Source organism: Rhodococcus sp. 06-235-1A (genome assembly GCF_002258785.1).
Taxonomy (GTDB): Bacteria; Actinomycetota; Actinomycetes; order Mycobacteriales; family Mycobacteriaceae; genus Rhodococcoides.
This window is the reverse complement of the sequence record NZ_NOYI01000024.1, coordinates 16,066-28,646: the sequence shown is the minus strand read 5'-3', so window position 1 is coordinate 28,646 and position 12,581 is coordinate 16,066. Positions and strand designations below refer to the sequence as shown.

Here is a 12,581-nt window from a genome sequence, read left to right as displayed (position 1 = left end):
GAATGGGGATCGGGTCTGCACAATCCTGGGGAGGAACTGTGGCGTCGACGCCGACAACGAAGTGGCAGGTCGGAGGCTACCGCTTTCTCGTCCGCCGAATGGAACACGCGTTGATCAGGCGCGATGTCCGAATGCTGCACGATCCGATGAAGTCGCAGTCACGCGCCCTGCTGGTCGGTGTCGTGATCGCGTGCATCGGATTGGCGGGATGTGCTGCGCTGGCACTGTTTCGGCCTCAGGACAAGATCGGCGACGCCTCGATCGTGGTCGGTAAGGATTCGGCCGCGATGTTCGTGAAAGTGGACGACGCGTTCCATCCGGTGCTCAATCTCGCGTCGGCGCGACTCGTGGTGGGAAAGCCCGACCAACCGTTGACGGTCAAAGAATCCGAACTCGCGTCGCGGCCTCGTGGTGCCCTGGTGGGAATTCCGGGAGCTCCGTCGGCGCTGCCGCACGATGCCGACGGTCGCGCCGAAGCATGGACGGTGTGCGACACCGTCGATCCGATCGCGGGGGTGACCGGCACGACGGTTGTCGCCGGCGATCTCCGTTACGGCGCCAACGCCGCCGCACTCGCCGACTCCGAGGCATTCCTGTGGACCTCGAACGGAACGTCGTATCTGGTGCACGACGGCACCAAATCGCCGGTCGATCTGGCCGACAGGGCTGTCGTTCGGGCACTCGGACTCGAAGACGCGACCCCGTCGCCGGTCAGTGCAGGCCTGCTCAACTCCGTGCCGGAGTCGCCGCCCGTCGCGGCACCGTTCATTCCCCACGCTGGTGACATTCCCCAGTTCCCGTTCGACGGTCGACCGATCGGTTCGGTCGTCAAGGTCGCTGGTCGTGACGTTCAGTACTACGTGGTACTCGAGGACGGGATTCAGGCGATCAACGAGACCGCGGCACTGCTCGTCAAGTTCACCGATTCGCAGGGCAGTCCGGATATCGACGCGGTCAACCCCGACGTGCTCCGAGATGCACCGAAGACCTCGACGGGACTGTCGGTCTCGACGTTCCCGGCGACCACACCGGTCATCGTCGACACCGGTGAGCGCCCGGTCGGCTGCCTGACGTGGGAACCGTTGGAGGGCACCGACGGCGGACCGTCGGCTCGACTCGTGGCATCCGCCGGGCGCACGCTACCGATCGAATCCGGCGCACAACCGGTCGCGCTCGCTCAGGCCGACGGTGGAGGTGACGCCGTGGATCAGGTCTATCTGGCACCCGGCAGCGGCGGGTTCGTTCGCAGCACCGGAATCTCGACGTCGAGCACCCGCCAGGACAGCCTCTTCTTCGTGGCCGACACGGGGGTTCGCTATGGAGTCGAGGACGCCGAGGCCGCGTCGGCGCTGGGGTTCGGACCACCGGCATCCGCGCCGTGGCAGATCCTGCAGTTGCTCGGCAGTGGGCCGACCCTCGGGCGCGGTCAGGCTCTGACGATGCACGACGGGGTCGCCCCGGACCCGCAGGCCGCCGCACTTCCGACGAAGTGACGTAGCTCAGTTCGGCCTGGCGCGTCGACGCAGAGGGATGGACAGCGCGAGACCGAGCGCGAGGATCACCGCGACCAACACCGAACCGGTCACCGCAGCAGTTCGCGGGCGATGATCCGGTGCAGGCGGTGGTAGGGGCATGCTCATCGCGACGCTGTCCGCGGGCACTGCGCGGGGAGCAGGCGTCACCAGATCGGTGACCGCGGCGAGTGGATCGACGATGCCGTGACCGACGAGAGGGTTCCACCCCTCGGCCGGCGCATGCGCAGTTCGCTCGATCCGGTCCACCACCTCCAGCGCCGACAGTTCGGGGCGGTGCGAGCGCACCAACGCTGCGACCGCAGCGACCAGCGGTGCCGCGAAACTCGTTCCGGTCATGGGGAACACGCCGTCGTTGCCTCGGGTGCCGTTCGCCAGTCCGTTGCCCGAAGGGGACAGAGACGTCATGTTCGAGCCGGGCGCGGCGACGTCGACCCACGGGCCGGCCAGACTGAACGTGGACGGTGTGCCGTCCGACTCGACCGATCCGACGGTCAACACGTCGTCGAACCAGGCCGGGGTCGCGATCGTCGCGAATGCGGCCCACGGATCCGCATCGGGTGAAAGGGGGTCGGTCATCGGGTTCTGTGCCTGGCAAGCCGCGCTACCGAGGTTGCCCGCTGCGGCAACGACGACGACGTTCCGCTCGCGGACGGCGTAGTGCACCGCGGCACCCAGCGGACCATCGGCCACACCACCCCCGGCGGGCACACATGCGACCTCGGAGATGTTGATCACCGACGCCCCGGAGTCGACCGCGGTCCTGATGGCCATGGCCATCGTGCGCACGTTGCCGTAGCCCGCGGCGTTCTCCGGCTCGGCAGCCTTTTCTTCCTCCGGCCTGGTGTCGACAATCTGAAACACGTTGCTGGACTGTCGAATCGAGAGTATGCGTGCATCCGGTGCGCCGCCGGCGAATCCGCTGCCCGGTGCGGTCTGCGCAGCGATCAGTCCGGCGACCATCGTCCCGTGCGCATCGCAGTCGAACAGTCCGTCGCCCGCGCTGACGTAATCGCCGCCCGGAATCAGGCCCGGCAGGCGTGGGTGAGCACCGACCCCGGTATCGATGACGGCGACCACCTGACCGGCTCCGCGAGTGATGGGCCAGACCGACGCGAAGTCCAGTGCTTTCAGCGCGGTCGGCACCGCCTGTGCGTCTGCGGTCTCGGACGGAAGAGCGCAGGCGTTCTTCTGTTCCGTCGGTTCGAGAGGAGCGGGCGCGCTCGGTGGGGGCAGCTGCGCGGGATCGATCAGAGGACGTTCGGCATGTGCTGGAGACGAACCGATGACGGCGTCCAACGACAGAGCGAGCGCAGTGAGCGCCGCAACGACGGTCGTTCTCTGCCGGCGCGGGGTCACAGCCCGCGGACGACGCTGTACAGACCGCACACCCACACTGCGATCGGAATGACCAAGGCGATGACCGCGTACTCGAGCAGTTCCGCGGACCGACGCATGACCGGCGAGTACGTGCGTGTCGGCACGAATGCCCCGAAGATCGACGCGGCGACGGCACCGCCCACCGTCACACCGAACAGGGCGAGAGCGTACTCGGGCAGTGCGATGACGGCACCGACGAGAAGAGACACCAAGATAGTCGTACCGCCTGCGACGAGTGGAACAGCATGCGCCACAACCGCATACGTACGGCCGCGTAGCAGTAGAACGAGCGCACACAGCGCTGCGAGCGCGACCGCAGGCCACTGAACGCCGTCCCCGGTGTCTGCGGCCGCTGCACCGAGAACTCCCGTCACCACTGCGACGGTGAACGCCACCAGTAGACCGGTCAGGTAGCTCCGCGCCCTGGCCGCGGCACCCTGCAGATCGGCGAACGAGATTGCGTCGAGCTCGGCCTCCTCGACGGAGTCCAACGGTGCGCCTGCCGTCGGAACCGGCGGCAGCGGCAATCGCGCCTGCATCATCGACATGCGCGCAGCCAGTGCGATTCCGGTCAGACCGGTCAGCGCAGCGGCAGTGCCGATCGCAGGCCCCGGCACAGCGGTGAACAGCGCGCCCACCGCGGCAACGAACGTCAGTAGAGCCAACACGATCGCGGCAGTGAACACGGAGAAACCCGTCCCGCCGATACGCAGAGACAACACAGCCGACGCTCCGGCCATGGCCGAACCCAACATCAGCTGGGCCGCACCGAACTCTCCGGGTACCAGCAGCGCTCCGCCGGTGAACATCAGCGCGACCGCGCACCCACCGAAGAGCACTGCCACGACGTGCTGCCGATACACCCGCCCCAGAATCACCCCCGCGATGGCGAAGAGGATCGACACGGTGACCGCAGCGGACCCTTCGACGAGACTGCCGACATTCTCGGCTCCGGCGCGGATCGGCTCCCGCACCAGGATCCCGCACGCCAGCAACACCATCGCGCCGGTGACGACAGCACCCACCGTTCGGGCAGTACGGGAAGTCCAGTGCAGAACGTCGTCACTGCCCGCTCTCGCAACGGAATACATGAGATCGTCGAAGAGCGGAACCGGAGCGGGCCGCTCGGCGACACCCAACACCAGCAGCTCCCCGTCGCGCACGGACAGCTCGGCGAGGGTCGCCGTCGGCGACAGCGGCGGAAACCCTATCCGGGCGAGCGTCCACGCCACGGGCATCCCATCCGACGCAGGACCGCCGTCGGACTCGGAAACCTGGGTTCGCTCCGCAGGCTCCACGCCCGCCCGCCTGGGTCGTTCCGCAATCATGTCGACGATGCCTGGAACGAGCAGCGAGACCGGAACGTCCACCGGCAGCGCCATATCCACCTGGGTGGACCGTGCCAACACTGTCACGCGACACACGTCCTGCGCGAACACGGACTGCGCGCCCGCCCTGCGACGGCTCGCCTCTCCTGCGGTGGTCGACGGCTCTGGGCCGGCCGATGGACGGATGTCGGCGCGTGTCATGAAGATCCCCCCGGATGCGTGCTGTTCGCGTGCAGATGCCCGCCCCACCGAGCATCTGCGTGCACACCCTACGACATCACGGCGACGCACAACCGGCCGTCACACACACTTCGGCACCGTCAGCGCTCAGGCAGGAACGAGGTCACTCACCTGTGCCAGCAGCTCGAAGGAGCGGAGCCACGATGCGCGGTCGGACACCCCGGACGCGACGATCAGCTCGTCGGCACCCGTACGGTCGGCGAAACGATCGAGGTAGTCCTTCACCATGTCCGGCGTACCGACGGCCGAGTACTTGGTCATCTTGGCGATCTGCTGTCCGGCCGGTGCCTCGAGAACCATGTCGGCCTCCTCGTCCGTGAAGGTCCGGCCGCGGCCGAGCAGCAGGCTGACGCGGCTGCGCTTGGTGCGGAGGAACTGCGCTTGTGCTTCTGCCAACGAGTCCGCCGCGATCACGTTGACACCCACGATCAGATGCGGCTCCGACAGTTGCGCCGACGGCCGGAAGTCTCGGCGGTAGATCTCGACGGCCTGTTCGAGCGCATCGGGTGCGAAGTGCGAGGCGAAGGCAAAGGGCAGTCCCAGTGCAGCAGCGAGTTGAGCGCCGAAGAGCGACGACCCCAGAATGTAGAGCGGCACTTCGGTTCCGGCACCGGGCGTGGCACTCACCCCGGGAATCAACGATTCCGGCGACAGGTACCCCTGCAATTCCTGGACATCCTGGGGAAAGCGGTCCGCGGACGCGGGATCGCGGCGCATTGCCCGCATCGTGACCTGGTCGCTGCCGGGGGCGCGGCCCAGGCCGAGGTCGATTCGACCGGGGTACAGAGTCGCCAATGTTCCGAATTGCTCGGCGATGGTCAGAGGAGCGTGATTGGGAAGCATGATGCCGCCGGACCCGAGCCGGATCCGCTCGGTGTGGGCAGCGACGTGACCGATGAGAACCGAGGTAGCGGACGACGCGATCGTCTTCATGTTGTGATGCTCGGCGTACCAGATACGTCGATATCCCCACTGCTCGGCGTGTTGGGCGAGCGTGACGCTGGCATCGAAGCTGTCGCGGATCGATTCGCCTTCGCCCACATGTGCGAGGTCGAGGATGGACAGAGGTACAGACACGGTGAGGGCCAGCCTTTCGTTCGTCGAGCGCGCGGCGAGGGAAGCCACATCCATGTGCAACGGCGTCGGGTGGCGTTCTATTTCTCGGGTTCACTCGGCGTGCGTGTGCCCGTGGCAGCTCGAGGACAACTGTGGACCGTCCGGTCTTCGGTGCGCTAGCCTGTCGTCCACGTGGCCTCGGGGGAGGCCGCAGCGAGAGCAGTTGTGGGGGCGCAGCCGTGGGGGCGGATCTATGAGTACCGTGCGCTTCGTTCGCGGCGCGCGCCGCGAAGTGCCGCGATCGCCGGGCGGCGAGGTCGATCTGCAGCCACCACCGGAGATTCCACGGGCGGTTCCCGGCAATCTGCTGATGAAATTGATGCCGTTGGTGATGGTCGCAGCGATGGTCGGGATGGTTGCGCTGATGTTCACCTCGGGTGCTGCGGCCAACCCGATGATGTTGATGTTTCCGGCCATGATGTTGATGTCCATGGTCGGGATGCTGGCCGGCGGCGGGAAATCCGGTGGAGCTCGCACCGCCGAGGCGAACGAAGACCGCAAGGATTACCTGCGGTATCTCGATCAACTCCGCCGCGACGTAGCCGAGACCGAACGGGCGCAGCGCAGGGCTCTCGAATGGAGTCACCCGTCCCCCGAGACGCTGTGGTCGGTTGCCGGAACCGAGCGAATGTGGGAGCGGCGCCTTTCGGATCCCGACTTCGCTCATGTTCGGGTCGGCCTGGGCGATCAGCGGTTGGCCACTCGACTGGTACCGCCCGAGACCGGGCCGGTGGAGGAACTCGAACCGGTATCGGCAGTGTCGCTGCGACGGTTCGTGCGGGCACATTCGGTAGTGGCCGCACTGCCGACTGCGGTGTCGTTGAGGGGTTTCGCAGCGCTGTCGATCGCGGGTGATCGCGACGGTGCCCGAGGAATGGTTCGGGCAATGTTGGCGTCGCTGTGCAGCTTTCACGGCCCCGATCAGGTTGCGGTCGCGATCGTCTGCGGTCCGGACACAGTGGAGCAATGGGAGTGGACCAAGTGGCTTCCGCACACTCAGCACGACGTTCTGCGTGACGGGGCCGGGTCGGCGCGGATGATCTTCGGAAGCTTCCTCGAACTCGAAAGTGCGCTGGGTGACGTACTCGCGTTGCGAAATCGGTTTGCGCGCGGGGCAGTTCCGGTAGCAGGCGTCGTGCAGCTGGTGATCGTGGTCGACGGCGGACTTCTCGACAATCGGTCGACCGATGTCACCGACACGGGCCTCGATGCCGTCACGATCATCGACCTCTCGGGCCTGTGCCCCAGACTCGCTGCATCACGCGGTCTCCAACTGTTCGCCGAGAACGGATCGATCGGAGCGGTCAGCGGGACGACCGTCGAGGTGTTCGCCGTCGCGGATTCGATGAGTACCACGCAGGCGCACGCCGTTGCTCGACGCCTGTCGCCGTTTCGTGCTCGACCCTCGTCGACGACGGTCGATGTCATCGACGACGACGGGGTCCGAGCCTCGGGATGGAACAGTCTGGTCGGGATCGCCGATGTCGGTGCCCTCGACACCGACCGGGCCTGGACGATGCGTCGCGGACGCGACAGGCTGCGGGTGCCGATCGGTGTTGCGCCCGATGGCAGCGCGGTGGAGATCGACCTGAAGGAATCTGCCGAGAACGGTATGGGACCGCACGGATTGTGCATCGGTGCAACGGGTTCCGGAAAATCGGAGTTCCTGCGCACGCTGGTTCTCGGATTGGTCTCGACGCACTCGCCGGAACAGCTGAACTTGGTTCTCGTCGACTTCAAGGGCGGCGCGACGTTCGCGGGACTCGAATCCGCGCCGCATGTCGCGGCTGTGATCACCAACCTGTCGGAAGACTTGGCCTTGGTGGATCGAATGCGCGACGCGTTGGCCGGCGAGATGAACCGTCGTCAGGAGTTGCTGCGCGCGGCCGGGAATTTCGCCAACGTCTCCGATTACGAGAAGGCGCGTGCCGCAGGAGCGGATCTGGTTCCGATGCCCGCTCTGTTCGTGGTGGTCGACGAGTTCTCGGAGTTGCTCAGTCAGCAGCCGGAATTCGCCGAGTTGTTCGTCGCGATCGGTCGACTCGGGCGTTCGCTGCACATGCACCTGCTCTTGGCCAGTCAGCGCCTCGAGGAGGGCAAACTACGCGGGCTGGACAGTCACCTCTCCTATCGCATCGGCTTGAAGACGTTCTCTGCGAACGAATCTCGATCGGTGCTCGGTGTCCCCGACGCGTATCATCTTCCCGCGCAACCAGGTGCGGGATACCTCAAGTGCGACTCGGCCGAAATCGTCCGGTTTGCTGCGGCGTACGTCTCCGGTCCCTACGAGCCGCCGCGCTCGGGTACCGCCGCGCGGCCCGCGCTGGGTGTCGACATCAGGCCGAAACGTTTCACGGCCTATGCGGTACCACTCGATTCGATCGATATCGGCCGGATCGAAGCGGCAGGAGCTCCGGTGGAAGAACCGGATCCGGTCCGGTCCGACAGCACCGGTGCAACGGTGCTCGACGTCGTCGTCGCGCGAATCCGCGGTCGCGGGACGCCGGCCCACGAAGTGTGGTTGCCGCCGCTGGACGCAGCTCCCACGTTGACCCAGATTCTGCCCGGTTCGGTGCTGACCGGCCGTGTCGATACGCGGAGTGTTCTGCGTGCCCCGATCGGCCTTGTCGACCGGCCGTTCGATCAGCGCCGCGATCTGCTGACGGTCGACCTGTCCGGTGCCGCAGGCCACGTCGCCATCGTCGGAGCCCCGCAGTCGGGCAAGTCGACGGCACTTCGGTCGTTGATCCTGGCGCTGGCAATGACGCATTCACCGACGCAGGTCCAGTTCTACTGCCTGGATTTCGGCGGCGGAACGCTGGCCGGTCTGACGCATCTGCCGCACGTGGGTTCGGTGGCCAACCGGCTGGACGTGGATCGGGTTCGGCGGACGGTGGCCGAGGTCGCGGGAGTCGTTCGGCAACGAGAGAAGTCGTTCCGCGATCGCGGGATCGACTCGATGTCGGAGTTCCGACGTAGACGCGCGACGCAACCCGTCGATGCCCACGACCGATTCGGCGACGTGTTTCTCGTGATCGACGGGTGGCAGTCCATCAGGTCCGACTTCGAGAGCCTGGAACAGCAGATCGCCACGTTGGCCACGCAGGGGCTCGCCTTCGGCCTACACCTGATCATCACTGCGTCGCGGTGGGCCGAAATTCGGCCTGCAACCAAGGATCTGATCGGTACTCGGTTGGAATTGCGACTCGGGGATCCGTCCGATTCGGACATGGGCCGCGCCAAGGCGGCGAGCGTTCCGGAAGGCCGGCCGGGCCGGGGTATGACCAGAGACGGTCTGCACATGTTGACGGCACTCCCTCGGGTCGACGAGTTGGGTTCCGTCGACGATCTGTCCCTCGCAGTCGGAGAGTCGGTGGCAGCGATCGCAGCGGCATCTGTGGGACCGGCCGCGCCGCCCGTACGAATGCTGCCCGAGTTGCTCGACCGGTCCGAGGTTCTCGATCAGCTCGGTGACGCCTGGCCGCGAACCCGCGGCGCAACTGCTGAGCTCGGCGTTCCCATCGGGATCGACGAGGCCGAGTTGGCGCCGGTGATGGTGGACTTCGCGGAGAATCCGCACTTCGTGGTGTTCGGCGACAGTGAATGCGGCAAGACGTCTCTGCTGCGGGGAATCTGTCGTTCGCTCGCCCTGGCGAACTCCTCCGATCGGGTCAAGATCATCATCGCGGACTATCGGCGAACTCTGCTCGGCACGGTCGATTCCGAGCATCTTGCCGGGTATGCAGCCTCACAGGCGACGCTGACGGCGATGATCGTCGACCTCGCCGGACGGATGAGCGATCGTATGCCGGGCTCCGACGTGACTCAGCAACAGCTTCGTGAGCGGTCCTGGTGGGACGGCCCCGAGGTGTTCGTCATCGTCGACGACTACGACCTGGTGGCCACGTCGTCGGGAAACCCGTTGGCACCGTTGGTGGAACATCTTCCCCATGCACGAGACATCGGGCTGCACCTGATCGTGGCGCGTCGCTCGGGTGGCGCAGGCCGGGCGCTGTTCGACCCGGTCATCGGACGGCTTCGGGACCTGGTGACGCCGGGATTGGTGATGAGCGGAAGCCGCGACGAGGGAACTCTGCTCGGCACGGTACGACCGAACGCCATGCCGCCAGGACGCGGCGTGTTCGTCAACCGTTCCGGGCAGGCACTCGTTCAGCTCGGACACTCGACTTGACTCACTCCTGGCGTTATGCCGCAGTGCATCTGGGCTACTCGGAAATCTCCGTTGTGGCCACGGGCGGTCCGCTCGAGGGTCCGAGAGAGAGCGTCGGGTCGGCATACGCCGCAGTCGAGGGTGGCCGTCTCGTCTTCGGGCGGCCCGACGTCGGGGCCGAGATCTCGCCTCTGTTGTGTATCGACGATCCGTCGATTGCCGTCGGTACGTCGGTGTGGGACCGCGAGGAAGTGCTGCTCGGGATCGTGTGGTCCGCCCTCCGCAGCGCCGGGGTACACGACCGACTCGACGTACTCGAGATCGCGTATCCGTCGACATGGGGTCAGGAGCGGGCGGGTGTCGTTCGCTCCACCTTCTCGGCCTCGGCGAACGAGGTCGTGCTCGTGGAGACCGCCGAGGCCGCCCTCGCGTCGCCGGGTGAACGTGCGCCGTCCGCCGCGGTCGTCGTCGAGGTAGGTGACCTCGACACATCCGTGTTCGTCCTGGACGCGTCGGGGGAGCACGGCGGCGACACCGGTGCCGTCGTTCCCTTCGGCCACGGTGAGGACGACGAATGGCGACAAGCGGTCGGTGAGTACGTCCGTTCGTCGGTCTCGCGCTGTCCGGACGAGATATTCGTGGTGGCACCGTCTCTCGGTGGACCCGACCCGATAGCGGATCGCAGCACGTCGTGGCTGACCGGTCTGGACATCGCCGGATCGCTGTACCGGCGAGCCGGTGCGGATCTGGACCCGGCACCGTCCGTTCGTGCCGCGACGACGCGATCGGCCGCGTGGCTGGACAATGCCACCGCTCCACCGCCCCGACCGAACCGCCGTGCGTCTCGGTCGGCGATCGCGGCCGGCGCGACGGTCTCCATCGTATCGGTCTGTGCAGCAGTGTATTTCGTGTCCGGAACATCGACGAGTGTCGAACCGGCGGCAGCGCAGCCGTTTTCGCCGACTGCCGCCCCGGCCGGCACGTCGTGGCCTGTTGTCGATCCACCGCCACCGCCACCGCCCCCGCCATCGCCATCGCCATCGCCGTCGACAGACGATCGAGCACCCACGGAGACGGTGACCTTCGTATCCGGGCGGGCCTCGATGCGACTGCCTGCGACCTGGACGAGGCTCGACGATCCGGATCGCATGGTCGTGATTCCGCCGTCATCGCCCGAGCGCCGAATCGTCGTCACCGTCGCAGATCTCATGCAGGGCTCGACGCAGGAACAGGTGGCCGCCGAGCTCCGGTCGGTCATCGATGCCCGCGGCCCGGATTCCACTGTCGGATCTTTCGAACCCGTCCGGGATTTCGGTGGTCGTGTGGGGATCGCGTACACGGAGACACCGGTCGACGACTCGACCGTGCTCTGGCGCGTCTTCGTCGAGTCCGATCTGCAGGTCAGCATCGGTTGCCAGTTCGAGGGGGACGACTCGACCGTGATCGACGCCGAATGCGATCAAGCCACGCAGACGCTCGAGATCGTTCCGGTGTCGTGAGATCGACCCACGGTTTCTCGACGGCAGCCGGAACCGAACCGAGGGGTTGCTGCGTCCAAGGAGATGTAGGGGAGTGAGCGGGCCGACTACAGGCCTCTCGGTTGCGCAGCACGTGTGCCGCGGGTGCACGTGAATCGAAAAACGAAGACAAGGAGTCGAAGTGGGATATCCAGGGGGACCGGAATCTACGGGTTCGTCGAACGGCGTCACGGTCACACCGCAGGAGCTCGTCGCTGCCGGAGGCACGATCGAAGGCCTGAGCGTGTCGATCAACGCCTCCAATTCGGCCGTTCGCTCCATCGTCGAGCAGACCGCCGAGGCCTGGGTCGGCAAGGCGGGCAAATCGTTTCAGGACGTCATGGCTCAGTGGGACACCAGTGCGCAGAAGATGCGCAGTGCGCTGGAGCAGATCTCCGCAGACATCAAGACCAACGGCCACGGCTACTCGGACGCCGACGACGACAACGTGTCTGCCGTCCATCAGGTGGCCGGATCCCTGAACTCGGGACTGTCCTCCTTCAAGTAGACCGTCGCATCCGGTGACCACACGACAGACCACACGACCGAGCTCGATCTAGGAGACTGATCCGACATGAAATACGACTTCGCGCAGATCGCGGCGTTGACCGAGGCGATGAACAAGCAGGCAAACGTGACCAAGGACCTTCTCGCGGACGTGGACAGCACCGCGAAGCGGCTCTACCAATCGTGGGAGGGCGACGCGATGACGTCCTACTACGAACTCCAGCGTCAGTGGAACTCCGCATCCGACGAGCTCAATCTCATTCTGTCGAGCCTCGTCGCGGCCGCCCGCACCGGTGGCGAGACGATGCACGGTGTAGAGATGGCCAACAAAGCACGGATGGCTCGCTGACGCCGGTGAACCACATGCATCTGCCCCGACCGAGAACCTCGGTCGGGGCAGATGCCGTTTCACCACATCCGGGTCCGTCGCGGTGATTGACTGGTGTGGTGATGGATTTCGGAGCAGCCCTCGGGGCGGAGCGGTCTCGTTCCGAGCATCGACTCGAGTCGCTTCGAGGCGAACTGGCGTCGGTGATCGAGGGATCGCGGTGGACCACCGACGACGACGAGCACGATCCGGAAGGGTCGACGATCGCGTTCGAGCGAGCGAAGATCGCAGCACTGATCGACGACGCCGAGTCCGAGATTCGCGAGTTCGACGCAGCGGATGCGCGGCTCGCCGCCGGAACGTACGGTTCGTGCGAGCGGTGCGGTAACGAGATCCCGGCGATCAGGCTCGAGGCGCTGCCTGCCGCTCGCCGGTGTGTGACGTGCGTTCGTCTCCGCTGAG

9 protein-coding genes are annotated in these 12,581 nt (G+C 66.2%); 6 read left to right on the top strand and 3 right to left on the bottom strand.

Annotation, left to right across the window (positions count from 1 at the left end; all coding sequences use genetic code 11):
• The first annotated feature begins 38 nt into the window (after positions 1 to 38).
• Positions 39 to 1,493: a type VII secretion protein EccB gene (gene eccB / locus CH275_RS22370; protein ID WP_094680448.1), complete on the top strand. Its 1,455-nt coding sequence runs from the start codon at positions 39 to 41 to the stop codon at positions 1,491 to 1,493.
• A 6-nt stretch (positions 1,494 to 1,499) separates the two neighbouring features.
• On the opposite strand, the gene mycP is transcribed toward eccB, so the two are convergent.
• From mycP to CH275_RS22355, 3 genes are all read right to left on the bottom strand, one after another.
• A complete protein-coding gene (mycP, locus tag CH275_RS22365) occupies positions 1,500 to 2,891 on the bottom strand; it encodes a type VII secretion-associated serine protease mycosin (RefSeq protein WP_256991174.1) in 1,392 nt (463 codons plus the stop codon).
• Positions 2,888 to 4,441, bottom strand: coding sequence for a type VII secretion integral membrane protein EccD (eccD, locus tag CH275_RS22360; RefSeq protein ID WP_094680575.1), 1,554 nt, complete (start codon positions 4,439 to 4,441; stop codon positions 2,888 to 2,890). The genes mycP and eccD overlap by 4 nt, the downstream gene beginning before the upstream one ends.
• A 126-nt stretch (positions 4,442 to 4,567) precedes the next feature.
• Positions 4,568 to 5,557, bottom strand: a complete 990-nt coding sequence (locus CH275_RS22355; protein ID WP_094680574.1) for an LLM class flavin-dependent oxidoreductase — start codon at positions 5,555 to 5,557, stop codon at positions 4,568 to 4,570.
• 232 nt (positions 5,558 to 5,789) lie between these two features.
• On the opposite strand from CH275_RS22355, the gene eccCa reads away from it, so the two are divergent.
• The 5 genes from eccCa to CH275_RS22330 all read left to right on the top strand — a co-directional run bounded on the left by eccCa (position 5,790) and on the right by CH275_RS22330 (position 12,580).
• Positions 5,790 to 9,788 (top strand): type VII secretion protein EccCa, encoded by a 3,999-nt coding sequence (gene eccCa, locus CH275_RS22350; protein WP_094680447.1) that lies wholly within the window; start codon positions 5,790 to 5,792, stop codon positions 9,786 to 9,788.
• Positions 9,785 to 11,266, top strand: coding sequence for a type VII secretion-associated protein (locus CH275_RS22345; RefSeq protein ID WP_094680446.1), 1,482 nt, complete (start codon positions 9,785 to 9,787; stop codon positions 11,264 to 11,266). Before eccCa ends, CH275_RS22345 begins: the two co-directional genes overlap by 4 nt.
• 160 nt (positions 11,267 to 11,426) lie before the next feature.
• On the top strand, positions 11,427 to 11,792 hold the full coding sequence (locus tag CH275_RS22340) for a WXG100 family type VII secretion target (RefSeq protein WP_179276292.1): 366 nt from the start codon (positions 11,427 to 11,429) through the stop codon (positions 11,790 to 11,792).
• Positions 11,793 to 11,858: 66 nt separating this feature from the next.
• Positions 11,859 to 12,140 (top strand): WXG100 family type VII secretion target, encoded by a 282-nt coding sequence (locus tag CH275_RS22335; protein ID WP_094680444.1) that lies wholly within the window; start codon positions 11,859 to 11,861, stop codon positions 12,138 to 12,140.
• A gap of 101 nt (positions 12,141 to 12,241) precedes the next feature.
• Positions 12,242 to 12,580 (top strand): TraR/DksA C4-type zinc finger protein, encoded by a 339-nt coding sequence (locus CH275_RS22330; RefSeq protein WP_094680443.1) that lies wholly within the window; start codon positions 12,242 to 12,244, stop codon positions 12,578 to 12,580.
• Position 12,581 lies beyond the last annotated feature (1 nt).